The organism is Arhodomonas sp. AD133 (assembly GCF_051195215.1).
GTDB lineage: Bacteria > Pseudomonadota > Gammaproteobacteria > Nitrococcales > Nitrococcaceae > Arhodomonas.
In genome coordinates this window covers 24,180-47,873 of sequence record NZ_JBNAZM010000011.1, presented here as the reverse complement: position 1 = coordinate 47,873, position 23,694 = coordinate 24,180, and the positions used below count along the sequence as shown (strand labels likewise).

At 68.3% G+C, this 23,694-nt stretch carries 18 protein-coding genes; 9 read left to right on the top strand and 9 right to left on the bottom strand.

All coding sequences use genetic code 11. The annotated features are described in order from the left end of the window. Window positions 1-69: 69 nt before the first annotated feature. The 5 genes from ACPEES_RS08915 (at window position 70) to ACPEES_RS08895 (ending at window position 10,330) form a co-directional block, all read left to right on the top strand. On the top strand, window positions 70-4,971 hold the full coding sequence (locus tag ACPEES_RS08915) for an NAD-glutamate dehydrogenase (RefSeq protein ID WP_435103107.1): 4,902 nt from the start codon (window positions 70-72) through the stop codon (window positions 4,969-4,971). A gap of 38 nt (window positions 4,972-5,009) precedes the next feature. Next, window positions 5,010-5,789 carry an alpha/beta fold hydrolase gene (locus tag ACPEES_RS08910; protein ID WP_435103106.1) on the top strand — a complete coding sequence of 260 codons (780 nt, stop codon included), beginning with the start codon at window positions 5,010-5,012 and terminating at the stop codon, window positions 5,787-5,789. 122 nt (window positions 5,790-5,911) lie between these two features. Beyond that, window positions 5,912-8,194, top strand: a complete 2,283-nt coding sequence (locus tag ACPEES_RS08905) for an NADP-dependent malic enzyme (protein WP_435103105.1) — start codon at window positions 5,912-5,914, stop codon at window positions 8,192-8,194. Window positions 8,195-8,274: 80 nt separating this feature from the next. Continuing rightward, window positions 8,275-9,324 (top strand): ferrochelatase, encoded by a 1,050-nt coding sequence (gene hemH, locus ACPEES_RS08900; RefSeq protein WP_435103104.1) that lies wholly within the window; start codon window positions 8,275-8,277, stop codon window positions 9,322-9,324. A 28-nt stretch (window positions 9,325-9,352) separates the two neighbouring features. Then, window positions 9,353-10,330 (top strand): quinone oxidoreductase family protein, encoded by a 978-nt coding sequence (locus ACPEES_RS08895; protein WP_435103103.1) that lies wholly within the window; start codon window positions 9,353-9,355, stop codon window positions 10,328-10,330. Between the two features lie 202 nt (window positions 10,331-10,532). On the opposite strand, the gene ACPEES_RS08890 is transcribed toward ACPEES_RS08895, so the two are convergent. From ACPEES_RS08890 to ACPEES_RS08860, 7 genes are all read right to left on the bottom strand, one after another. After that, window positions 10,533-11,807: a heme biosynthesis HemY N-terminal domain-containing protein gene (locus ACPEES_RS08890; RefSeq protein ID WP_435103102.1), complete on the bottom strand. Its 1,275-nt coding sequence runs from the start codon at window positions 11,805-11,807 to the stop codon at window positions 10,533-10,535. Window positions 11,808-11,821: 14 nt separating this feature from the next. Beyond that, entirely contained in the window at window positions 11,822-13,009 is a 1,188-nt protein-coding gene (locus tag ACPEES_RS08885) for a uroporphyrinogen-III C-methyltransferase (RefSeq protein WP_435103101.1), read from the bottom strand. Further along, entirely contained in the window at window positions 13,006-13,800 is a 795-nt protein-coding gene (locus ACPEES_RS08880; protein ID WP_435103100.1) for a uroporphyrinogen-III synthase, read from the bottom strand. Before ACPEES_RS08880 ends, ACPEES_RS08885 begins: the two co-directional genes overlap by 4 nt. Continuing rightward, window positions 13,797-14,726 (bottom strand): hydroxymethylbilane synthase, encoded by a 930-nt coding sequence (gene hemC / locus ACPEES_RS08875; protein ID WP_435103099.1) that lies wholly within the window; start codon window positions 14,724-14,726, stop codon window positions 13,797-13,799. The genes ACPEES_RS08880 and hemC overlap by 4 nt, the downstream gene beginning before the upstream one ends. A 351-nt stretch (window positions 14,727-15,077) precedes the next feature. After that, window positions 15,078-16,085 (bottom strand): NAD(P)H-dependent glycerol-3-phosphate dehydrogenase, encoded by a 1,008-nt coding sequence (locus tag ACPEES_RS08870; protein WP_435103176.1) that lies wholly within the window; start codon window positions 16,083-16,085, stop codon window positions 15,078-15,080. 4 nt (window positions 16,086-16,089) lie between these two features. Next, window positions 16,090-16,590 carry a protein-export chaperone SecB gene (gene secB, locus ACPEES_RS08865; RefSeq protein WP_435103098.1) on the bottom strand — a complete coding sequence of 167 codons (501 nt, stop codon included), beginning with the start codon at window positions 16,588-16,590 and terminating at the stop codon, window positions 16,090-16,092. Between the two features lie 36 nt (window positions 16,591-16,626). Further along, window positions 16,627-17,052 carry a rhodanese-like domain-containing protein gene (locus ACPEES_RS08860; protein WP_435103097.1) on the bottom strand — a complete coding sequence of 142 codons (426 nt, stop codon included), beginning with the start codon at window positions 17,050-17,052 and terminating at the stop codon, window positions 16,627-16,629. A 188-nt stretch (window positions 17,053-17,240) separates the two neighbouring features. On the opposite strand from ACPEES_RS08860, the gene ACPEES_RS08855 reads away from it, so the two are divergent. The 4 genes from ACPEES_RS08855 to ACPEES_RS08840 are packed head-to-tail and all read left to right on the top strand — an operon-like array spanning window position 17,241 to window position 21,066. Next, complete coding sequence (locus ACPEES_RS08855; protein ID WP_435103096.1) at window positions 17,241-18,416, top strand: murein hydrolase activator EnvC family protein; 1,176 nt, start codon at window positions 17,241-17,243, stop codon at window positions 18,414-18,416. Between the two features lie 15 nt (window positions 18,417-18,431). Further along, the gene (locus ACPEES_RS08850; protein WP_435103095.1) at window positions 18,432-19,730 is read left to right on the top strand and encodes a S41 family peptidase; all 1,299 of its coding nucleotides are present in this window, start codon (window positions 18,432-18,434) and stop codon (window positions 19,728-19,730) included. After that, on the top strand, window positions 19,730-20,548 hold the full coding sequence (locus tag ACPEES_RS08845; protein WP_435103094.1) for a divergent polysaccharide deacetylase family protein: 819 nt from the start codon (window positions 19,730-19,732) through the stop codon (window positions 20,546-20,548). The genes ACPEES_RS08850 and ACPEES_RS08845 overlap by 1 nt, the downstream gene beginning before the upstream one ends. Then, on the top strand, window positions 20,494-21,066 hold the full coding sequence (locus tag ACPEES_RS08840; protein WP_435103093.1) for a DJ-1 family glyoxalase III: 573 nt from the start codon (window positions 20,494-20,496) through the stop codon (window positions 21,064-21,066). Before ACPEES_RS08845 ends, ACPEES_RS08840 begins: the two co-directional genes overlap by 55 nt. A gap of 199 nt (window positions 21,067-21,265) precedes the next feature. Here ACPEES_RS08840 and ACPEES_RS08835 read toward each other — a convergent pair whose 3' ends face one another. Together ACPEES_RS08835 and ACPEES_RS08830 are read right to left on the bottom strand one after the other, a co-directional pair. Next, window positions 21,266-22,192 (bottom strand): methylenetetrahydrofolate reductase, encoded by a 927-nt coding sequence (locus tag ACPEES_RS08835; RefSeq protein ID WP_435103092.1) that lies wholly within the window; start codon window positions 22,190-22,192, stop codon window positions 21,266-21,268. After that, window positions 22,189-23,385 (bottom strand): glycine cleavage T C-terminal barrel domain-containing protein, encoded by a 1,197-nt coding sequence (locus tag ACPEES_RS08830; RefSeq protein WP_435103091.1) that lies wholly within the window; start codon window positions 23,383-23,385, stop codon window positions 22,189-22,191. Before ACPEES_RS08830 ends, ACPEES_RS08835 begins: the two co-directional genes overlap by 4 nt. Window positions 23,386-23,694: the final 309 nt, after the last annotated feature.

Genomic DNA, 23,694 nt, shown 5'->3' with positions numbered 1-23,694 from the left:
TAAGCTTGAGCCGTAGCGGCGCCGTGGCACCGAACCAGCGGCGCGATGACTGACATTCAGGGAGAAGCCATGCGACAGGCGAGCGAAGAACAAGCCCGCGGGGAAGCCATCGAGGCAATCGCCGAGCGCGTACGCAAGCGCTGGAAGGGCGACGACACGACCGTGGTCACCAGTTTCGTTCGCCAGTATTACGAGGACGCCTCGCCGGAGGACATCGCCGAGCGCAGCGAGGCCGACCTCTACGGCGCGGCGCTGTCACACTGGCACCTCGGCCAGCGACGGCGCGCCGAAGAGGTGCTGATCCACGTCTACAACCCCGACACCGAGCAGCACGGCTGGCAGTCCACGCACACCGTCTGCGAAGTGGTGGCGCCGGACATGCCCTTCCTCGTGGACTCCGTGTCCATGGCTTTGAACCGGCTGGGCCTGACGATCCACCTCATCATTCACCCCGTGCTCACCATCCGCCGAGACGGCGACGACCGCGTCACCGAGGTGGTCGATGCGCAGCAGGCGCGGGGGGCGGTCAACGAGGCGTGGATGCACTTCGAGGTGGACCGCCAGAGCGACCTCGAGGATCTGACGCGTATCCGCGAGGAGGTCGCCGCGGTTATCGAGGACGTGCGGGTCACCGTCGCCGACTGGAAGGCCATGTCCGCGGCGATGGAAAAGGCCACCCGCGGATTGCGACGGCAACCGCCGCCGGTGGACGCCGATTACCGTGACGAGATCGAGGCGTTTCTCAGATGGGTGCGCGACGATCACTTCACGTTCCTCGGCTACCGGCGCTACGACCTCAAGCGCCGGGGCAAGCACGAGGAGTTGCGCGCCGTCGCCGGGACCGGTCTCGGCATTCTGCGCCAGAGCGACGGCGCCGAACAAAGCTCGGAGAGCTTCGCGGCGCTGCCAGAGGCAGTGCGCGCTCACGCGCGCGATCCCGAACCGGTAATACTGACGAAGTCGAGCAGCCGCGCGACCGTCCACCGCCCCGGCTATCTCGACTACATCGGGGTGAAACGCTTCAACCGCGCTGGCGAGGTGATCGGCGAGCACCGGTTTCTCGGCTTGTACACGTCGGCCGCGTACCATCGCAACCCGCGCACGATTCCCCTGCTGCGACGCAAGATCGACGACATCTTCCGGCGCACGAACCTCCGGCCCAACAGCCACGCGGGCAAGGCACTGATCAATATCCTGGAGACCCACCCGCGCGACGAGCTCTTCCAGGCCACCAGCGAAGAGCTCTACGAAACCGCCAAGGGGATCCTCCACCTCCAGGAGCGCCAGCAGGTACGGCTTTTCGTGCGCAACGACCCCTACCGGCGGTTCGTCTCCTGCCTCGTGTACTGCCCGCGCGACCGCTACAACACCGAGGTGCGCGAGCGCATGCAGCGCATCCTCATCGAGACGTTCTCGGCTTCCAACGCGGAGTTCACCGTCCAGCTCTCGGAGGCGGTGCTCGCGCGCATCCACTTCATCGTGCGTCTTTCCGACACGGGCCAGCCGGAATACGACCACACCGAGATCGAGCAGCAGCTCGCCGACACCCTGAGAAGCTGGCGTGACAACCTCGCCGACGCGGTGCTCGACTATTTCGGCGAGGCCCGGGGCACCCGCCTGCTACAACGTTACCGCGATGCCTTCAGCGCCGCCTACCGCGAAGACACCAACCCTCGCGCGGCGGTTCATGACGTCGAACGCCTGGAGCGCGTGCGCACGCGCGACGACCTGGGCATCAACCTCTACCGCCCCCTGGAGGCACCGGAGGGGCTGCTGCGTCTGCGCCTGTACCAGACCGGCCGCCATATCGTGCTCTCCGACGCCCTGCCCGTACTCGAGAACATGGGCGTGCGCGTTGTCGACGAGCGCCCCTATGACGTCAGCCGCCAGCGCAGCGAGCCGTGCTACATCCACGACTTCGGCCTGCGCTACTCCGGTGCCGGGCAGCTCGAGACCGAACGCGTACGCGAGATCTTCCAGGAGGCATTCGCGGCAGTCTGGCACGGCCACGCCGAGGACGACGGCTTCAATCGGCTGGTGCTCGCCGCCGGGCTCACCTGGGAGCAAGTGGTCATTCTCCGCGCCTACGCGCGCTATCTGCGCCAGGCGGGCACCGCCTTCAGCCAGCAGTATCTGGAGGAGACTTTCGCCCATAACCCGACGATCACCCGGCGGCTGGCGGCGCTGTTCGCCGCACGCATGGACCCGGACACTGCCGACAGCGAACGCGCTACCGAGCTCGGCGAGGAAATCGAGGGCCTGCTCGACGAGGTCACCAGCCTCGATCAGGACCGAATCCTGCGCCGCACGCTGGCGGCCATCCAGGCCACCCTGCGTACCAACTACTACCGTATCGACGCCTCGGGCCGACGGCACGAGTTCGTCTCGTTCAAGCTCGAGCCGCGCCGGATTCCGGGAATCCCCAAGCCCGTGCCCGCCTACGAGATCTTCGTGTATTCGCCCCGGGTCGAAGGTGTCCATCTGCGCGGCGGCAAGGTCGCCCGCGGCGGCATCCGTTGGTCGGACCGGCGCGAGGATTATCGCACCGAGATACTGGGGCTGATGAAGGCGCAGATGGTCAAGAACGCGGTGATCGTCCCCGTGGGCGCGAAAGGGGGGTTCGTGTGCAAGCAGCTGCCGGACGACCGCCAAGCGATGTTCGAGGAGGTGCTCGACTGCTATCGCTGGTTCATTCGCGCACTGCTCGATGTCACCGACAACGTGGTCGACGGGGAGGTCGTCCCGCCGCCCCGGGTGCTGCGCCATGACGACGACGACCCCTACCTGGTGGTCGCCGCCGACAAGGGCACGGCGACCTTCTCGGACTACGCCAACGAGCTCGCCGACGAATACGGTTTCTGGCTCCGCGACGCTTTTGCCTCCGGCGGCTCCACCGGCTACGACCACAAGAAGATGGGCATCACGGCCCGCGGTGGCTGGGTGGCCGTGCAGCGCCACTTCCGCGAGCTCGGCCGGGACATTCAGCGCGAGCCGTTCACCGCCGCCGGTATCGGCGACATGTCAGGCGACGTGTTCGGCAACGGCATGCTGCTGTCCGAACAGACACGACTCATCGCCGCCTTCGACCACCGCCATATCTTCATCGACCCGGACCCGGATGTGGCGGCGAGCTACGCCGAGCGCCAGCGCCTGTTCGCATTGCCGCGCTCCTCGTGGGACGACTACGACCGCAGCGTCATCTCGCGGGGCGGCGGCGTGTGGCCGCGGTCGGCGAAATCGATCCAGCTCTCCAAGAGCGCGCGCGCCGCACTGGGGCTCGACACCGGCGCCCGCCTCACCCCCCATGAGGTAATCAGCGCCATCCTGCGCGCGCCCGTCGATCTGCTGTGGAACGGCGGCATCGGAACCTACGTCAAGGCGTCTCACGAGGCACATACAGATGTCGGCGACAAGACCAACGATTCGGTGCGCGTGGATGCCGGCGAGCTGCGCTGCCGCGTCATCGGCGAAGGCGGCAACCTCGGTGTCACGCAGGCCGGTCGGGTCGAGTTCGCCACCCGCGGCGGACGCATCAACACCGACGCCATCGACAACGCCGGCGGCGTCGATTGCTCCGACCACGAAGTGAACATCAAGATTCTCCTGAACCGTGTGGTCGACGCCGGCGACCTCACTGTCAAACAGCGCAACGAGCTGCTCGCCGGGATGACCGACGAAGTCTCCCGCCTGGTGCTCGCCAACAACTACCGACAAACCCAGGGGCTGACGCTGCTCTCCGAACGCGCCGCGGAGCTACTCGACGAGCACGGACGATTCATGCGCGACCTCGAGCGCAGCGGCCAGCTCGATCGCCACGTCGAGGAGCTCCCCAACGATGACGAGCTCGCCGAGCGCCACAAGGCAGGCCGGGGGCTGACCCGGCCGGAGCTCGCCGTGCTGCTCGCCTACGCCAAGATCGAGGCGTTCCCCGCGCTCGTCCACTCGGATCTGGTGGCCAGCGACTACCTCGCCGCCGAGCTCATGCGTTACTTTCCGCAGCCGCTGCGCGAGCGCTTCCGCGGCCCGCTGGAGACTCATCCGCTGCGAGCGGAGATCATCGCCACGGTGACCACCAACCATATCGTCAACCGCATGGGCGCGACCTTCCTCTACCGCATCCGCTCGAGTACGGGCACGGACTTCGCCGACGCCGCGCGCGCCTATTTCGTCGCCCGTGACGTCTACGGGCTGCGCGAGCTCTGGCACGAGGTGGACGCGCTGGACAACCAGGTGCCGGCATCAGTGCAGTCGCTGCTGCTCGATCATCTCTGCGACCTCCAGGAACGGGCAACACTGTGGCTGCTGCGCAACCTGCCCTCACCGATTCACGTGGAAGAGACGGTGGCTCGCATCCGTCCCGCAGTGGCGGAAGTGGCCGAATCGCTCGACAGCCTTCTGCCCGATGAGGACCGGCGCATTCTCGAATCCGACGTCGAACGCTTCACCCGGGAGGGAGTCCCCGAGGAGCTCGCCCGGCGCATCGCACGGCTCGAGCCGCTGTATGCGGCGCTCGACCTGGTCAAGGCGGCACGCGAGACGAATTCCCCTCTGCGCGATGCCGCCGCCGTGTACTTCCACGCCGGCACCCGGCTGGAGCTCGCCTGGCTGCGCGAGGCCATCGCCGAACACGAGGCCGGCGACCCCTGGCAGGAGCGTTACCGCGCCGGGCTCGAGGAGGAGTTCTACGTCCAGCTCCGGCGTGTCGCGATCGCGGTGCTCCGCGGCATAGGCCCCGAGGAGGACACCGACACGGTGCTCTCACGCTGGATCGCCAACCATGAAGCCATGGCCGAGCGCCTCGCACGCACCGTCACGGAGCTGCGCAACGCCGCGCAGGCGGATCTGCCGATGCTCGGGGTGGCGTTGCAGGAGCTTCGCAACCTGGCACAGGCCGCGGAAGCCGACGAGATAGTCACGGACGACACGGCGGTGACCGCCCCTCGATCCCTCGTCACCGGCGGGACGAGCTGACGCCCCGCCGCCCCACCCAATCACCGACGACGACAGGTATGACCGACGACGCCATTGATCTCAATTACGACGCGAGCGGCGACGGCCCGGCGTTGTTGTTGCTCCACGGGCTCTACGGTTCCGGCAACAACTGGCGACGCTACGCCCGCCGGTGGTCCGAGCATTACCGGGTGCTGTTGCCCGATCTGCGCAACCACGGCCGCTCCCCCCACAGCGAGCGCATGGACTACCCCGCCATGGCGGCGGACCTGCTCCGTGTGCTCGAGCGCGAAGGTCTGGAACGGGCGACGGTGCTCGGCCACAGCATGGGCGGCAAGGTGGCAATGGCGTTGGCACTGACCGCGCCGCAGCACGTCGCCGGGCTGATCGTCGCGGACATGGCACCGGTCACCTATGAGAATCGCGGGCACGATGCCATTCTGGCGGCCATGCAGGCGGTGGATCTGGATGCAGTGACCAGCCGCGCCGACGCGGACGCCGCCCTCGCGGAAGCAGTGGACTCGCCGATGGTGCGGCAGTTCCTGCTCACCAACCTGGAACGGGGGACCGAGGGCTGGCGCTGGCGGCTCCCCCTGGAGACGCTGCGGCAGGCGCTACCCACGATCCAGGGCTGGCCGGCGCTCGATGGCCGCTGGGAGGCGCCGGCGCTGTTCGTTCACGGTGAACGCTCCGACTACGTGGACGCGGCTGGCCGCGAAGCCATCGCGAGCCACTTCCCGGAGGCGCGGGTGGAGAGCATCGCCAGCGCCGGACACTGGCTACACGTGGAAACGCCGGATGCTTTCACCGCCGCCGTGGAACGCTACCTGGGTGACTGACCTGTCACTCAATAGAAGTGGTTTCTAAAAATTTGCGCCCTGTGGTACAGCCCGCCACAGGGCCCGTATAATCTTCCTTTTGCCTCCGGGCCTGTCCTCACTGCGGAACCAAGGTAGAAACAATGTCCGAAGACTTCCGAGAAAGCGCGCTGGAGTATCACCGCCTTCCAGTGCCCGGCAAGATCGCCGTCACCCCCACCAAACCCCTCGCCAATCAGCGCGATCTGGCACTCGCCTACTCCCCCGGCGTCGCCGCCGCGTGCGAAGAGATAGCCGACAACCCGGCGCTCGCCAGCGCGTATACCGCGCGGGGCAATCTCGTGGCCGTGATCACCAACGGCACCGCAGTACTCGGGCTGGGCGCCATCGGCCCGCTGGCGAGCAAGCCGGTGATGGAAGGCAAGAGCGTGCTTTTCAAGAAGTTCGCCGGTATCGACGTGTTCGACATCGAGATCGACGAGCGCGACCCGGACAAGCTCGTGGAGATCATCAGGAGCCTGGAGCCCACGTTCGGGGGCGTGAACCTGGAAGACATCAAGGCGCCGGAATGCTTCCAGGTCGAGGAGAAGCTCCGTGAGCAGATGAACATCCCGGTCTTCCATGACGACCAGCACGGCACCGCCATCACCACTGCCGCAGCCATCTACAACGGCCTGCGCGTGGTCGGCAAGCGGTTCGAGGACGTCAAGCTCGTCGCCTCCGGCGCCGGCGCCTCCGCCATCGCCTGCCTGGACCTGCTCGTCTCCATGGGCCTCAAGCCCGAGAACATCATCATCAATGACTCCAAGGGCACCGTCTACAAGGGCCGCAAGGAGTACATGGACCCGCGCAAGGAAGGCTATGCCGCCGATACCCCGGCGCGCACCCTCGGCGAAGCCATCGAGGGCGCGGACATCTTCCTCGGCCTTTCCGCCCCGGGGGTGCTGAAGCCCGAGATGGTCAAGCGCATGGCCGACAAGCCGCTGATCATGGCGCTCGCGAACCCGACCCCGGAGATTCTCCCGGAAGAGGCCCAGGAAGCCCGCCCGGACGCGGTCCTCGCCACCGGCCGTTCGGACTACCCCAACCAGGTCAACAACGTCCTGTGCTTCCCCTTCATCTTCCGCGGTGCCCTGGACGTGGGCGCGACCAGTATCAACGAGGAGATGAAGAAGGCCGCCGTCAAGGCCATCGCCGACCTCGCCATGGTGGAATCCTCGGACGTGGTGGTGGCAGCCTACGGCGGCAAGCCGTTGAAGTTCGGCCCGGACTACCTCATTCCCAAACCCTTCGACCCGCGGCTGATCACCCGCGTCGCCCCCGCCGTCGCCAAGGCGGCAATGGACTCCGGCGTCGCCACCCAGCCCATCGAGGACTTCGCCAGCTACCGCCTGCGTCTCAACCAGTTCGTCTTCCAGTCCGGCCTGGTGATGAAGCCGATCTTCGAGCGCGCCCGCCAGGATCCGAAGCGCGTGGTCTATGGCGACGGCGAGGAAGAGCGGGTGCTGCGTGCGGTACAGGTCGTGGTCGACGACGGCCTCGCCAAGCCCATTCTCATCGGCCGCCGGCGCGTCGTGGAGATGCGGCTGAAGCGCCTCGGTCTGCGCCTGGCCATTGACGACGATTTCGAGCTCTGTGACCCGGAGGACGATCCGCGCTACCGCGAGTACTGGACGCTTTACCACTCCCTCATGGAGCGCCGCGGCATTTCCCCGGACCGCGCCCGTCAGATCGTGCGCACCCGCAACACCGTGATCGCGGCGCTGATGATCAAACGCGGCGAAGCCGACGCCATGCTCGGCGGCATGGTCGGCCGCTACGAGCGCCAGATCAACTACGTGGAGCAGGTGCTCGGCCGGCGCCCCGGCGTGCGCAATCTCGCGGCCATGAACGCGATCATGTCACCCAAGGGGACGCTGTTCATGTGCGATACGTACGTGAACCAGGACCCCACCGCGCACCAGATCGCGGAGATGACCATCCTCGCCGCCGACGAGATCCGCCGCTTCGGCATCACCCCGAAGGTCGCGCTGCTCTCGCACTCGAGCTTCGGCACCTCTTCGGCGCCGAGCGCGGATAAGATGCGCGAGGCGATGGCGCTCATCGAGGACCGCGACCCCACGCTCGAGGTGGAAGGCGAGATGCACGGCGATGCGGCGATCAACGAGCAGATCCGCCACCGCATCTTTCCCAATTCCCGCTTGAAGGGCCAGGCGAACCTGCTCATCATGCCGGGTCTGGATGCAGCCAACATCGCCTTCAATCTGCTCAAGACCGTCTCCGACACGGTATCGGTGGGCCCGATCCTGCTGGGCGCGAACCAGCCGGCGCACATCCTCACCCCGTCGGTGACCGTTCGCGGCATCGTCAACATGAGCGCACTGGCGGGCGTCGAAGCCGCGATGGCCCAGGCGAGCGCCGACTGACGCCGGCCGCCGACGCCGCGGCGCCGGCAGAGCGCCGCGGCGGGGCGCCCCGCCGTGCTGGGAAACACTAGGAGCCGAGCGTGAGCACCACTACCCACGCACCCATCGGTGTGCTGCTCACCAACCTGGGCACACCGGACGCCCCCACAGCCAGCGCGCTGCGGCGATACCTTGGCGAGTTTCTCTGGGACCCGCGCGTGGTGGAGGCCCCCAGGCCGCTGTGGTGGCTCGTCCTCCACGGCGTCATTCTGCGGACCCGGCCGCGGCGCTCCGCCGAGGCATACCGACAGATCTGGACCGACGAGGGCTCACCCCTGCTCAACATCACCCGGCGCCAGGCGGAAGCAGTCCGCCGTTACGTGGCCGAGCGCACCGGTCGGCCTATCCCGGTCGCGGTGGGCATGCGCTACGGCAACCCGTCCATCGAGGCGGGGCTCGCGGAGCTAGAGCGCGCCGGTGCGGAGAAGATCGCGGTTCTTCCCCTCTACCCCCAATACTCGGCGACCACTACCGCATCCACCTACGACGCAATCGGCGCGGCGCTCGCCCGCCGCCGCCGCGTGCCGGACCTGCGCGTCATCCGCGACTACCACGACCACCCCGGTTACCTGGACGCGCTCGCCGCCTCCATTGCCGAGCACTGGCACGTCTACGGCCCGGGGGATATGTTGTTGTTCTCCTTCCACGGCATCCCCAAGCAGTACGTCCAACGCGGCGATCCCTACCCGGTTCAGTGCGCGAATACCGCACGCGGGGTGGCCGACCGGCTGGGGCTCGAGCGGGGGCAGTGGAAAGTGACCTTCCAGTCGCGCTTCGGCCCTCAGCAGTGGCTCAAGCCCTACACCGACGCCACGCTCCAGCGACTGGCACGCAACGGCACCGGCCGCGTCGACCTGATCTGCCCCGGCTTCGCCGCCGATTGCCTGGAGACACTGGAAGAGAACAACATCGGCAACCGCGACCTCTTTCTCAAGGCCGGGGGCGAGTCATTCCACTACATCCCCTGCCTGAATGAACGCCCGGACCATATCGCCGCCCTGGGGGAGCTCGTCCTGCGGGAGCTCCAGGGATGGCTGGCACCGCCCGAACCAGCGGCGAACGACGACGTATTCGGTGTCGGACGCCATTAGCGCTTGGCCGGCAAGAGGAGAACGATCCATGACCCAGGCGATCCGAGTACACGAGCACGGTGGCCCCGAGACCCTGCACTGGACCGGAGTGGACGTACCCGCCCCCGGTCCCGGCGAGGCGCTCGTGCGCCATACCGCCATCGGCGTCAACTTCATCGACGTCTACTTCCGCACGGGCCTGTACACGCCCCCGGGCCTGCCTTTCACGCCGGGCATGGAGGCCGCCGGCGTGGTCGAGGCGGTGGGCGAGGGTGTTCAGGAAGTCTCTCCCGGTGACCGGGTCGCCTACGCAGCCGGGCCGCCGGGCGCTTACAGCGAGGCACGGGTCATCGCCGCCGACCGCCTGGTGTCAGTGCCCGAGTCCATCAGCGACGAACAGGCCGCGGGCATGATGCTCAAAGGGCTCACGGCGCAGTACCTGCTGCGGCGCACCTACCGCGTGCAACCCGGTGACACGGTACTGATCCACGCCGCCGCCGGTGGTGTCGGCCTCATCGCCTGCCAGTGGGCGAGCCACCTCGGGGCAACGGTGATCGGCACGGTGGGCAGCACGGAGAAGGCGCGACTGGCCCAGGCTCACGGCTGTGCACACCCCATCCGCTACAACGAAGAGGATTTCGTCGAGCGGGTCCGCGAGCTCACCGGCGGGAAGGGGGTGGCCGCCGTCTACGACTCCGTGGGCCGGGATACGTTCCTGCGCTCGCTCGACTGTCTGCGCCCGCTGGGCACTCTCGCGAGCTTCGGCCAGTCCTCAGGATCCGTGGCGCCGCTGGACCCGGCCATGCTCGCCCAGAAAGGATCCCTGTTCCTCACCCGGCCGACGCTGTTCACCTACATGGCACAGCGCGAGGACCTGCTCGCCAGCGCCCGTGAGCTTTTCGACGTGGTGGAACGCGGCGCGGTACGCATCGAGGTACGCCAGCGCTTCCCCCTGGCCGAGGCAGCGGAAGCGCACCGGGCACTGGAAGCGCGGCGCACGACCGGCTCCACCGTGCTCACGCCCTGACGGGGTTTCGGGTTTCGGGTTTCGGGTACCAGGTTACAGGCCCCGAGAGTGCGCGACGGCGTATACCGGCTTCACACGAGCGCAGCGAGCTCGCAACCGGCACGACCCATTCGCAGCGCAGCCGCTAGTCGAGTCGTACCCCGGCGTTGATCAACGCCGGGGAAAATAACGGAGAGGCGGACGGCGCTTGGTGCCGTCCGCCCTACGACCCCGCCGACGAGGCGGGCGCCGCCTCTTCATCCGCCTGCACCTCGGTCTCGGCCCTGGCGGGCAACGCCGGCACTGCCACGGACGGACGGCCAAGGCCGGCATCCAGGGCTCGCTGCCACGCGTTGCGGGCGAGCTCGGTCTCGCCGAGCTGGTGGTAGAGATCCCCCAGCAAACGTTCGGTGGCGGCATCGCCACCACGCGCGACCGCTGCCTCCAGACAGCTGCGGGCGCGGCCCCAGAAGCCCGCTCGCAAGGCCTGCAAGGCCGCGGCACGCAACAGCACCGGATCCTCAGGACGCCGCTCGAGCCATTTCTCCGCCTGGCCATACGCCTGATCCGCGGGAATACCGTCGAGCTCGCCCCAGACCGCCACCAGGCGATCGTCCCAATCGCGACGCAGCCAACCACGCAGCAAATCCGCCGCCGTGGCCGAGTCGTTGGCGCGAATCAGGCAACGGGCGTAAAACGCCCGCAGCTCCGGGTCCTGGCGCTGGGCGCGCGTCAGGCCCTGCCACACAGAGGCGAGGCGTTGCTCGCCGCCGGGTGCCACCGCTGCCTCCAGGCGCTTGCGTGCCAAGCGTGTCTCCAGGCCGGCGAGCTCGTCACTGGTGAGGGCATCGTGACGGCGCAGCTCGGGCAGGAGGTCGGCGGCACGCTCCCAGTCCTCGAGCTCGACGGCGCAGCGGTAGAGCAGACCGAGCACGCGGCGGTTGCCAGGCGCGCGTTCGTGCAACCACGACAGCGTCGCCAGCGCCTGCTCCCACTGCTGGGATTCGAGCTGGAACTGTGCCTGGAGCAGCCCCACGGCGACCTCGGCGCCGGTTTCGCTCTCGTCGGCGAGTGTCAGGAACCGGTCGCGCGCATCCATGTCACTGCGCCGGTGCGCCGCGATAGCGGCCAGAAGGTAGTGGAACAGGGGCAGACCGTCCACGTCCGGGTGACGCGTAAGCATCCGCTCCGCCTGCTCGTAGTGCCCTTCGGCGAGCTGAATGAGACCGTTGACCAGCTCGTCACGGCCCCGGCTGCGCCGGCGGCCGCGCCACCAGCGCCGCAGGCCCCGGGGCGTGCGGATCACCCGGACCACCGTGCCCCAGACCACGGTGAGCAGGAACCAGGCAACGAGCAGAATAGCCGCGAAGAGGATGAGGCTGGTCTGAACGGAATATTCATCCACCTTGAGGATCACGAAGCCGTCGTGATCCCGCAGCCACAACGCGGCGGCCACGCTCGCGACGAGGAGCAGCAGTATGGCGAAGAGCTTACGCATGCGACGCCTCCCTCTCAGTCGAACTGGCGGACCGGCGCGAGGGCCGATTCGATCTCGGGCAACTGGGAACGCACCGGCTGCTCGGCCAGTGCCGTCAGCTGCTCGATCGCGTCCGCCACCGCCGGGTCATCGGCGTCGAAGAAACGCCGCAGCCATTCCTGCGTCCGCTCGAGCGAACTGCGATAGATCTCGGCCCGCCCTTCAACGGCGGCGAGTCGCGCCGTGTAGAGCTGCAGCTTGACGTTCTCCCGCAGGAAGAACCGCTCGCTTGCGGGGCGCAACGGCACGACCTCGCGCTCCGGACCGGAGACGACCACCAGCTCGCCGAGAGCGTTGCTGAACTGGTGCCAGGCTCGGCCGACGGCGTCGTCCGTCGTTTCGCCGACATCGCCGGTGCCCTCATCGGTGGTTTCCGGCAGTGGCGCCGCGCCGGAACGCAGAGCGAGGTCGTCAATCTGCCCGGCCAGCGCCGTGAGTGCCTCGGAGATGTCGTCGGTCTTGGGCTGCTTGGCCGCGAGCAGGGCGTCGATGGTTTCACGAATGGCCTTACGCTCGGCGATGGCCTCGCCACCCAGAGCGGACAGCAGCTCATCGGCTTCCTTGAGAGCGCCCAGCGCCGCGTCGGCGTCGCGATAGTAGCGCACACGATGCACCGCGACATTGGCGAGGTAGGCGGCCTCGGAACGGCGCCAGTCATCACGGCTGACCTGCGCCATTTCAGCGATACGGTCCATTCTCGCGGTGATGTCGGACTGGGTCTGACGCACACCCTCGATGGCCTCGCGCACGCCAGCAATCGCCTGGTCGCGCCCGGCCGTGCGCTCGTCGAGGCTCGACACGCGCCCCCTCAGCTCGGCGATACGTTCTTCGAGGGCGTCGGTCGCTTCGCCGAGGCGGTCTGCGCTTACCAGCGCGCGCTGTGAATCCGCGAATGCCTGATAGCGTTGCCACCCCCACCAGCCGCCGGCCAGCACGACCACCAGTGCGAGCAAAGCGATGACGAACGCTGCGATCGCGAGCCCGGTGCCGCTGCCACCACCCGCCGGTGCCGCAGTGCCCGGAGGCGTTGACGCTTGCGTCCCGGTTGCCGTCCCACCGGAGGAATCCGACGCACCCGGTGTTCCGGATTCGTCAGCCGATTCGACAGCGCTGTCCTCCCGCGGAGGAGTCTCCTCGTGCTTGTCGTTGTCTCGTTCAGTCATGCGTGGCTCCCTGTGGATTCCTGCACCGCCTTCTGCAGCGCCTCGACGAGGCCCTCGTCACCGGGGCGGGCCGCGACCGCCGGGGTCGCGCGAAAGCCCCGCGCCACCGCACGCTCGGCGATACGCGGGGAAACGGTGATCAGGCGGCTGGCGCACAGCGCCGGCCGGCCGTCCGCCCCGACCAGGGCGAACAGATGCTCCAGCCCGGTCAGGCTGGTCACGATTGTGTACTGCAGCCGCCCGCACTGCCAGCCCGCAACCGCGGTACCGGCGTCGACGTCCGGCTGCGCTCGCTCGTAGACCGGAAGCTCGGTGACCGTAGCGCCGCGCTCGAGGAGGCCGTCGGGCAGCACCCTGCGGCCGCCACTGGCCGTGAGAATGACACAGTGGCACCCGGCGAGTGGCGCCAGCGCGGGCTCTTCCAGGAGATCGACGCCACCACCACCAGTGGCAGGGCACACGTCCACGCCCCATCCCGCATCGGTCAGGGCCCGCGCCGTTCCCGGACCCACCGCCGCCACTCGCGCACTCGACGGCCGCTCGAGGCGGAGGGTGCGGCATCGGGCGACGGTCACGTCGACAGCGCTCGGACTGACGAAGATCAGCCAGTCGGCGTGCGCGAACGCCTCACGCAGAGCGGCGTCGGTCGCGGAATCCGCGATTGGCCGGATTTCGATGGTCGGCAAAGACACCACCTCGGCGCCAAGCTCGCGCAGGCGGCGGGCGAGACCCTCGCCCTGCGCCCGCGGGCGGGTGACCACCACGCCCACCCCGGCGAGCGCAGCGGTCATGCGTCCGTGGCCTCCGCGAGCAGCTCGCCCGCGCCGCGGTCGAGCAGTTCTCCGGCGATACGGTGGCCCAACATGGCAGCGTCGGCACGCGGTGCACGGCCCTCGGCGCGCAGGACGCGGCGACCGTCCTGCGTGCCCACCAGCGCCCGCAGCCACAGCTCGTTACCCTCGAGCAGCGTGTAGGCGGCGATTGGCACGTGGCAGCTCCCTTCGAGGCGCTGGTTGACCGCACGTTCGGCACAGACGCGGTCATAAGTATCCCGGTGGTTCAACGGTGCGATCAGCGCGTTGAGCTCGGAATCATCCTCGCGGCACTCGATGCCGAGCGCGCCCTGGCCCACCGCGGGCAGGCTCTCCTCCGGCGGCATGACGTAACGAATGCGCTCGGCGAGCTCGAGGCGTCGCAATCCGGAGGCAGCCAGTATGATGGCGTCGAACTCGCCGGCGTCCAGCTTTCCGAGACGGGTCTGGACATTGCCCCGCAGCGTGGCCACCCGCAGATCCGGCCGGCGCTCGCGAACCTGGCACTCACGACGCAGACTCGCGGTCCCCACGCGGCTGCCCTCCGGCAGCGCGTCCACGTGATCGAAGCGGTTGGAGACGAAGGCGTCACAGGGATCCTCGCGCTCGAGAATCACCGGCAGGTGCATGCCCTCGGGCAACTCCGCGGGCACGTCCTTCATGGAGTGCACCGCGATATCCGCCCGACCCTCGAACATGCCCCGCTCGAGCTCCTTGACGAACAGCGCCTTGCCACCGATCCGGGCGAGCGGCGTGTCGAGTACCTGGTCGCCGCGCGTGGTCATCCCCACCAGCTCGACCGTGAGCCCGGGATGCGCCCGCCGTAGGGCATCGGCGACGTGCTCGGCCTGCCAGAGAGCGAGCGGGCTCTTTCGGGTAGCGATGCGAACCCGATCGCGGGACATGGAATGCCTCGTCAAGAAACGGAATGGGCCCCATAGCATGCCACGACCGGACGGCCGCCTGAAATCGGACATTGGACAATCGGTGGGAGCGCGGCGGCATCGAATGCCGGAAGCGATATGGCACGCCGGGAGGAACGAGAGGGATATCCCGCCTTCTGCACGACGATCCGTTGGGATCGTGCGACTTCCCAAAGGTCCGGGCAGCAGGCGTCGATGTCACTGTATGGCGACTGATGGGCGATGGCGACTCACGGACACGACAAGCGCGACATGCAACGCGGTGAATGCACCGGTCTCCCCCCTTGCAAACGCCATCGCGATTGGGGGTAAACGCCGGGGACCGAAACACGCCTAGTCCAGCTCGCGTTTTTGCTCGCGGAGCATGAGGTTACGGGTGGCTTCGGCAGCGTCCACGGCGCCGGACAGCAACGCGTGGACCTGTTCGCAGATGGGCATCTCGACGCCACGGGCGGCAGCCAGAGCATGGAGCTCCCGCGCCGTGCGCAGCCCTTCCACCGTCTGTCCGATCTCGCGCTCGGCGGCGGCCACGTCGAGCCCCCGGCCGAGGGCGAGGCCCATGCGGCGGTTCCGCGACTGGTCGTCGGTGCACGTGAGGATGAGATCGCCCATCCCGGCGAGCCCCATGAACGTGTGATCGTCGGCCCCCATGGCGCGACCCAGCCGGCGCACCTCGGCGAGCCCGCGGGTGATGAGTCCGGCACGCGCATTGGCGCCGAAACCAAGCCCGTCGGCCACACCGGCGGCGATGGCGAGCACGTTCTTGACCGCGCCGCCGAGCTCCACGCCCACGAGGTCGCTACTGGTATACACGCGGAAGTGCTCACAGTGGAAGGCCGCAGCGAGCCGCGCCCCCACGTTCGCATCGGCGGCGGCCAGGGTGATCGCCGTGGGCAGGCCGCGCGCGACCTCGGCGGCGAAGCTCGGCCCCGAGAGCACCGCGAGCGGCGTCTGCGGCAGTGCTGCGGCCGCCACGTGATGAAGCAGTCCGCCGGAGTCGGCATCGAGGCCCTTGGTCGCCCACAGCAGTGGCGTGCGGGCATCGAGCCGGTGCGCGAGCTGGGCGACGAGCGCCGCGAAGGCATGACTGGGCACAGCGATCAACACCCAGTCCGCACCGGCGAGCGCGGTATCCAGATCGGCAGATACCGCCAACCCTTCCGGGAACGCGGCATCCGGAAGGTGGCGGCGATTGCGGCGCTCACGCGCGAGGCGGTCCACGTGCCCGGGGTCATGTCCCCAGAGCGTCACCGCGGCGCCATTGCCCGCGAGCACCAGCGCCAGCGCCGTGCCCCAGGAGCCGGCGCCGAGGACCGCAACCCGTTCCGGGCCGCCACTCATGCCGTCAGTGTTGCTGTTGCGCGCCTTCAGCGGCAGTCTCGCCCTGCTGCTGACGGGCACGCTGCTGCGCGTAAAGGGCGTCGAAGTTCACCGGGGCGAGCACCATCGGCGGGAAACCGCCCTTACCGGTGAGGTCGGAGACCGCCTCGCGGGCGTAAGGAAACAGCGTGCCCGGGCAGAAGCTTCCGAGGAGACGATCGCGGGTCTCGTCGTCGAAGCCCGCGAGCGTGAACACGCCAGCCTGCTGTACCTCGCAGAGATACGCACTCTTGCCGTCGATCTTGGCGGTAACGGTCAGTCGAATGACGACCTCATAGGTGTTCTCCCCGACCTCACGGTGCTGGGTGTCCAGCTCGACATTCGCCTCGGGCCGCCACTCGCTGCGGAACACGTCCGGCGTGCTGGGGGACTCCAGCGAACAGTCCTTCAGGTAGATCTTCTGGATCGCGAACTGCTGCTCGCTGCCCTCGGCGGCCGCGCCGTTGGCTTCGTTACTCTCGGCCATGGTTCCTCCTGATCACAGATGCGCTTGGTAACGCGCTCAGCCCCGCCCTTCGGTGGGCAGGCCGCGGTCACGCCAGGCGGCGAAGCCGCCGCGCAGTTGGTAGACGGGCTCGAGCCCCATCCCACGCATTGACGCCACCACCCGCGCGATGCCACCGGCCTCGCCGTAGGCGATCACCGGGCGGCCACGCAGGCGCTCGAGACGCTCGCGGTGTTGCTCGAGATGGCTCTGGGGCACGTGCACGGCACCGGGCAGGTGGTTCGACACGAACGCGTTGTCATCGCGCACGTCCACGAACACGGCGTCCTCGCGATTGTAGAGCCGGGTGGCAGCCTCGGGGTCCAGAGCGTCGCGGCCCTGCAGCTGTAGGTAGACCTCGTTGGCAATGAGCGCGACGATCACGCCCACCAGGGCGAGAACCAGGAGCCAGTGATTGGCAGCGAACTCGAGCAGCTTGTCCATCGGAGCCCGTCAACGTCGTCGTGGATGTGGCCCCACCCGGGGCCGTGGTACCCATCCTCCCAGAGGTCGTCCCCGCCCCGTGGTGGCAAAGGCGACGCCACGGCCATGCATTCGTCCGCGAAAGCTGACGCATGACGCTGCCTCTGAGAGGATTGGTAAACTGCGCATTATACGCACCACCCGAGCCGATGAAACGACACCCTCACCTATTGATCGCCGCCGCGCTGATCGTGGCAACGGCCGCGCCCGCTCAGCAGCAGGAGCTCACGGACACACGCGAGCGCCTCGAATCCGTGCGTGGCGATATCCGCGCCCTGGAGCGAACCCTCGCGGAGCGCCACCAGCGCGCCGAAGGGCTGGACGCGGAGCTCGCCAGCCTGGAGCAGGAAGTGGCGGCGGCGGCGCGGGCGGTACGCCGCAGCGAGGAGGCGATCGCCGAGCAACGCGAACGCCTGGAGGCGTTGCGCGCGCGCGAGAGGGCCGAGCGCAAACGCCTCACCGAGCAGCGCGCGTTTCTCGCCGAACAGATCCGTGCCTCATGGCAGGCCGGCGAGACCCCGTTCCTGCGCCTGCTGCTCAGCCAGGAACAACCCGACCGCATCGACCGGCTCGCGGTGTACTACCGCTACTTCAATGAGGCACGGGCGGCGCGCATCGAAACCGCGACCGCAGCCCTGGAGAGTCTCGCCGCACTGCGCGACGAGATCGAAGCCTCACTCACGGAGCTGCAAGAACTGCGCAAACAACGCGGCGAACGCCGCGCCCTGCTCGCCGATCGTCTCGACGAGCGCGAAGCGGTCCTCGCCAAAGTCCGAGCCCGCATCGAGGACGATGACGCCCGTCTCGCGCGACTGCGCAATGACGAGTCGCGCCTCGGCGAGCTGGTCACGGAGCTGCGCACGCGACTCGAGCGGCTGCGCGAGCGCCGCGCGCAACGCGAGGCAGCCACCGCCGAGCCCGGGCGTATCACCCGCGGCGAGGGAAATTGGCCGGTCGCCGGAAAGGTCATCGCCGATTACGGCAGCCCCCGCCTTGGAGACCTTCGCTGGTCCGGCGTGCTCATCGGCGCCGACACCGGCACCCCGGTACACGCCGTCGGCGCGGGGGAGGTGGTTTTCTCCGACTGGTTGCGTGGGGTTGGCCTGCTGCTCATCATTGATCATGGCAACGGACGGCTGAGCCTTTATGGGCATAACCAGACGCTTTATCGGGAAGCCGGTGAGCGCGTGCGTGCCGGCGAAGTCATTGCGGCGGTGGGTGCCAGTGGCGGTCAGCGTCGCAGTGCGCTGTACTTCGAGGTGCGGGTGGACGGTGAGCCGGTGGACCCGCTCGCCTGGCTGAAACAGCGCGACACCCGCGGATAAACAAGGAACGAGACGATGCGATTTTCGAGGACGCTCTACACCCTCTCGGCCGGTGTGCTGCTCGGTTTTCTCCTCGCGGCGGCCCAACAGGTACTCGCCGAACGGGAGGCGCCGGCACAGGAAGTGCCGCTGGAGGAGCTGCGGACCTTCACCGAGGTCTTCAGCCGCATCCAGGACGGCTACGTCGAGTCAATCGGTGACCGCGAGCTCATCGAGAACGCCATCCGCGGTATGCTCTCGGGCCTGGACCCGCATTCCTCCTATCTCGACCCACAGGAGTACGACGACCTCCAGGCCGGCACGAGCGGCGAATTCGGTGGACTCGGTATCGAAGTCGGCATGGAGAACGGCTTCGTGAAGGTGATCGCCCCCATCGACGACACGCCCGCCGACCGCGCCGGTGTGCAGGCGGGAGACCTCATCATCCGCATCGACGGTCAGCCGGTTAAGGGCATGTCCCTCAATGAGGCGGTCACGCTGATGCGCGGCGAACCAGGTTCGAAGATCACGCTCACCGTCGTGCGCGACGGCCGCGAGCAACCCTTCGACCTTATGCTGGAGCGAGCGGTCATCCAGGTGGAGAGTGTCAAGACGCGGATGCTCGCTCCCGGCTTCGCGTACCTGCGCATCAGCCAGTTCCAGCAGCGCACGGGTGAGGACGTGCTCGAAGCCGTCGACCGGCTCAAACGCGAGGCCGACAACGACCTCCAGGGCATGGTCCTGGACCTGCGCAACAACCCGGGTGGCGTACTCAACGCCGCCGTGGAAGTGGCGGACGCCTTCATCACCAACGGCCGCATCGTCAGCACCCGCGGGCGCCTGGAGCGCGCCGAGATGAGCTTCAGCGCCACACCCAACGACGCCCTTGGCGGCGCTCCCCTGGTGGTACTGGTCAACGGCGGTTCCGCCTCTGCCTCGGAGATCGTCGCCGGCGCCCTCCAGGATCAGGGCCGGGCAGTGGTCATGGGCCGCAAGACCTTCGGCAAGGGCTCGGTTCAGACCATACTGCCGCTACAGGACGGCGCCGCCATCAAGCTCACCACCGCGCGCTACTACACGCCGGACGGGCGCTCGATCCAGGCCGAAGGCATCGTGCCCGACGTCCCGGTGGCCGAGGTCACGGTGAGCGAGCGCGAGGACAATGGCCCGCGTCCGCTCGCCGAAGCCGACCTCACCCGTCACCTGGCAGGCGATGGCGAGCAGACGGACGCGGAACGCGCCGCCGAAGAGATCCGCCTGGTGCGCGAGGACTACGCCCTGGCACAGGCCCTGAACCTTTTGCGCGGTCTCGATATCCTGGCCCGCACGCGGTAATGCATCGCCGCGTGGGTGAACGGCTCGGCCGCCTGCTCGGCGGCCTGCTGGTGCTGCTCGCGCTGCCGGTGGCGGCCCAGACACCGCGTATCGCGGTGATCATCGACGACCTGGGCGACCGCCCGGCCGACCTGGCGGTGGCCGACCTGCCGGGCCCGGTCACCTGCGCGATCCTCCCGGGAAGCCCCATGGGACGACGGATCGCGGAGGCGGCCCACGCCGCCGGCAAGGAGGTGATCCTGCATCAACCCATGCAGGCGGTGGGCGACAATGCCGGCGGCCCGCGCGCGGTGGACCTGGACATGCGCGAGCACGCGGTGCGCAGAACCGTCATGGCGAATCTCGCGGCCATCCCCCACGTGGCCGGCCTCAACAATCACCGCGGCAGCCTCATCACCCGCCACCCCGGCCACATGACATGGGTCATGCGGTTGCTGGCTGAACGCGGCGACCTTTACTTCGTCGACAGCCGCACTACCGCCGACACCGTCGCCGAGCGCATGGCCCGGGAGCAGCGCGTACCGGTGGTCCGGCGCGACGTCTTTCTCGACAACCGCCGCGAGCCGGCGGCCATACGCGAGCGTTTCGCGGAGCTCCTCGAACGCGCCCGCCGGCAAGGCACGGCAGTGGCCATCGGGCACCCTTACCCGGAAACGATCATGGTCCTGCGCGAGGCACTTGCCCGGCTGGCATCCCGCGGCGTTACGCTGGTGCCAGCGAGCGCTCTCACCGAACGCATGGAATCCGAGGAGGAAACGAGACAATGGCATGCGTCCTGGTCCCCCTCGCCGAAGGCTGCGAGGAGCTCGAAGCGGTAACCGTCATCGACCTGCTGCGCCGCGCCGGTATCGAGGTCACCGTCGCCGCGCTGGCGGACGGCCCCGTGACGGCGAGCCGCGGCGTGGTCCTGGAGGCGGACACCACGCTCGCCTCGGTGCTCGCCGACGATTTCGACATGATCGTGCTGCCCGGCGGCGGCGAAGGTGCCAAGCGCCTCACCGCGGACGAACGCGTGCGCGACCTCCTCGCCCGCCACGCCGAGAGCGGTGGCTGGACCGCGGCGATCTGCGCCGCCCCCAGCGTGCTCGCCGGCGCCGGGCTGCTCGCCGGGCGGCAGGTGACGAGCTTCCCCGGCTGGCTCGACGAGGTCGCGGACATCACCTACCTGGAGGAGCCGGTGGTGACCGACGACCGCGTGGTCACCTCCCGCGGCCCAGGCACCGCCATGGACTTCGCCCTGGCGCTCATCGAGCACCTGGAGGGTACGGCGACGGCGGCGGGCGTGGAGGCCAAGCTCCAGCGCCCGGCCGCGCACCAGCGTTATGCCGATACGTGAGTGCCTAGTATCGAGTTTGAAGTTGAACGGGCGGGGCGAACGGCGACGGGAACGTATGCCGCCAGGGAGGGCGGCATACGAGCCTACAGGGACGTACTCGCGGCGCCTCCCGGCGGCGTCCGCCCCGCCCATCCGTGGCAGAGCATTCGAGTTACCCGTCCACAAACTCGATACTCGAATCGTTCAACCCGCTCCACGTTCACCCCAGTTGTTCGGCCGGTGCCGCCACCGCCGCCGATGTCTCCATGTCGATCCCATACCAGCGGCAGTAGGCCGTATACATCTCCCGCAGCCATGCGTGGGTCTCGGCGACGGCATTGAACGTGTAGACGTGGAAACCGGCGAGTCCGGAAACCGGGTCGTCCACCGCCGGCACCAGCGACCAGATGAGCTCGTCTGCGCGGTAGACGCTGGAGTGCATGAGCCGTCCGACGAGGCCATGCTGGCGCCGCAGCACACGCGTTGACGGCCCCAGCCCCAGGCGCAACGCTAGCGTGAGCATCCGCTTTCGATCCAGCACGCCGGGCAGTCCGGCATAGACGGGCAGCCCGAAGCCACGCTCGCGCTGCCCACGCAGCCACGCAAGCAACGGTTCGGCCTCGAAGCACAACTGGGTAACCGCGTAGTCCGCGATCTTGGCCTTCGCGGCCAGGGCCGCATCGAGGTGGGTGTCGTCGAGGCTGTGGTGCCCCTCCGGATAGACCGGGACACCCAACCGACGTGGACGTGGAGCCATCTCCGTGATGGTCTCGATGAGCTCCGTACCGCCGGCAAACGCGCCCACGGGCTGCTGGGTGTCCCCGCCCACCACGAAACAGTCGCCGATGCCCGCCGCGGCGATACGGTCCAGGATGGCCTGGAGGTGCGCACGGTCACGCACCAGCCGCGCGGCCAAGTGGGGCACGCTGTGGAATCCGTCGGCGGCGAGCGCCTCGGCCGCTTCCAGGGTACGCTCGATGCCGTGCCGTGGCGAGCAGGTCACCGTCACCGTGGCCCCGTGCGGCAGGGCCTGCGCCTGCTCGCGCATGCCCCGCAACGGGATCAGCTCGTAGCGGGGCGCAGCGAGGGCATGACCGCCCTCGCCCGCCACCGTCGCCGTCGCCGTATGGCGATTCGCCTCACTCATCCCTTCGGCGTCTCCTTGCGCGGGTCATGGAATGGCTTGGGCACGACCACCGCATCCTGCACGCCGGTGTTCGCCTCGATGCGCAGCTCGGTGCCTATCTCGGCATGCTCGACGGGCACCATGGCGTAGCCGATGTTCTTCTCGAGCCGCGGCGAGTGCGTCGCCGAGGTGACCTTGCCGATGCGTTGGCCGGTGGCATCGTACACCGGGAAGACATCGATCATGGTGCCATCGGTGAAATGCCCCACGCTCGGGCCGTCGATCTCCACGCCCACGAGCTTGCGGCTGACGCCCTCGCGCTTGATGCGCTCCAGCGCCGCCCGGCCGATGAAGTCATCGTTGCCGCGCATATCCACCATCCAGTCGTAGCCCATCCCCACCTCGAAGGGATTGGTGTCGTACCAGATGTCGCAGCCGAAGGCGAGGATGGCCCCCTCGATGCGGCGGATGTGGCAGGGGCCGATCACCTGTATGCCATGGGGTCGGCCGGCCTCGAACACGCGCTGCCAGAGCTGCTCACCGTAGCGGCTCGCCTCGCGCAGGTAGATCTCGTAGCCGATCTCCCCGGAGTAGCCGGTGCGCGAGATCACCACGGACATGCCGTCGATCTCCGCGTCCATGCAGTAGTAGTAGGGAATCTCCAGCACGCGCTCGCCGAAAAGATCCACCATCACCTGCTTGGCCTTGGGCCCCTGCACCTGCACCGGCGCGACGTCCACCTCCTGGATGGTCACGTCGAGCCCGGAGTTCAGCGCAACACCCTGGCACCACAGGAGCACATCGCTGTCGGCGAGCGACAGCCAGAAGCGGTTCTCCTCGATGCGCAGCAGCACCGGGTCGTTGATGATGCCGCCGTCGGGCGCGGTGACGAAGACGTACTTGCACTGACCGACCTTGCACTTGCGCATGTCCCGGGGCACCAGGCGCTGGGTGAACTCGAAGGCGTCCGGGCCGCTGATCTCGATCTGGCGCTCCACCCCCACGTCCCAGAGGGTGACGCCCTGCACCAGCGCCCAGTACTCGTCCACCGGGTCGGTGTACAGCCGCGGGTGATAGTGATGGTTGTAGACGCTGTACTTACGCACGCCGTGCCGGCGTGAGGCGTAGAAGAACGGCGATTTGCGGATCCGCGGATAGAGCAGGATCTCGGGGGCCTCGTGGCTATGCGTGACGCTCTCGACGACCTGGGACATGGGCTCATCCTCCTTACACTTGCGTACGGGCGTCTCGCCCTTTGAGCCGCGGACCGACACCGCTGTGTGACCGTCCGTTGCAAGCAAGCTAGCCCCACGGCGCTCCCGCCATGGCGCCGTGGACGACGGCCATTTAGGCGTGTGCGCCACCGCGTGCCGCGGTGTCGCGCACGGAGAAATCGGCGTCGCCGCCCCCCGTCGCAGCCACGCAAGTGGCCGTCGCCGCCGGAAAGCGGCGGACACGGCGCTTTCACTACTGTGAATGTCAAGTCACGAGGCGACGGCGCTCGACGGCGTCGCCCCACTGGG

Excerpts from the sequence above, each read along its gene's own strand:
- ACPEES_RS08830 (WP_435103091.1), bottom strand. The coding sequence starts at position 23,385 with ATGTCCCAGGTCGTCGAGAGCGTCACGCATAGCCACGAGGCCCCCGAG.
- ACPEES_RS08885 (WP_435103101.1), bottom strand. The coding sequence starts at position 13,009 with ATGACTGAACGAGACAACGACAAGCACGAGGAGACTCCTCCGCGGGAG.
- ACPEES_RS08835 (WP_435103092.1), bottom strand. The coding sequence starts at position 22,192 with ATGAGTGAGGCGAATCGCCATACGGCGACGGCGACGGTGGCGGGCGAG.
- ACPEES_RS08915 (WP_435103107.1), top strand. The coding sequence starts at position 70 with ATGCGACAGGCGAGCGAAGAACAAGCCCGCGGGGAAGCCATCGAGGCA.
- ACPEES_RS08845 (WP_435103094.1), top strand. The coding sequence starts at position 19,730 with ATGCATCGCCGCGTGGGTGAACGGCTCGGCCGCCTGCTCGGCGGCCTG.
- hemC (WP_435103099.1), bottom strand. The coding sequence starts at position 14,726 with ATGTCCCGCGATCGGGTTCGCATCGCTACCCGAAAGAGCCCGCTCGCT.
- ACPEES_RS08910 (WP_435103106.1), top strand. The coding sequence starts at position 5,010 with ATGACCGACGACGCCATTGATCTCAATTACGACGCGAGCGGCGACGGC.
- ACPEES_RS08890 (WP_435103102.1), bottom strand. The coding sequence starts at position 11,807 with ATGCGTAAGCTCTTCGCCATACTGCTGCTCCTCGTCGCGAGCGTGGCC.
- ACPEES_RS08860 (WP_435103097.1), bottom strand. The coding sequence starts at position 17,052 with ATGGACAAGCTGCTCGAGTTCGCTGCCAATCACTGGCTCCTGGTTCTC.
- ACPEES_RS08850 (WP_435103095.1), top strand. The coding sequence starts at position 18,432 with ATGCGATTTTCGAGGACGCTCTACACCCTCTCGGCCGGTGTGCTGCTC.
- ACPEES_RS08840 (WP_435103093.1), top strand. The coding sequence starts at position 20,494 with ATGGCATGCGTCCTGGTCCCCCTCGCCGAAGGCTGCGAGGAGCTCGAA.
- ACPEES_RS08895 (WP_435103103.1), top strand. The coding sequence starts at position 9,353 with ATGACCCAGGCGATCCGAGTACACGAGCACGGTGGCCCCGAGACCCTG.
- ACPEES_RS08880 (WP_435103100.1), bottom strand. The coding sequence starts at position 13,800 with ATGACCGCTGCGCTCGCCGGGGTGGGCGTGGTGGTCACCCGCCCGCGG.
- ACPEES_RS08870 (WP_435103176.1), bottom strand. The coding sequence starts at position 16,085 with ATGAGTGGCGGCCCGGAACGGGTTGCGGTCCTCGGCGCCGGCTCCTGG.
- ACPEES_RS08905 (WP_435103105.1), top strand. The coding sequence starts at position 5,912 with ATGTCCGAAGACTTCCGAGAAAGCGCGCTGGAGTATCACCGCCTTCCA.
- ACPEES_RS08855 (WP_435103096.1), top strand. The coding sequence starts at position 17,241 with ATGAAACGACACCCTCACCTATTGATCGCCGCCGCGCTGATCGTGGCA.
- secB (WP_435103098.1), bottom strand. The coding sequence starts at position 16,590 with ATGGCCGAGAGTAACGAAGCCAACGGCGCGGCCGCCGAGGGCAGCGAG.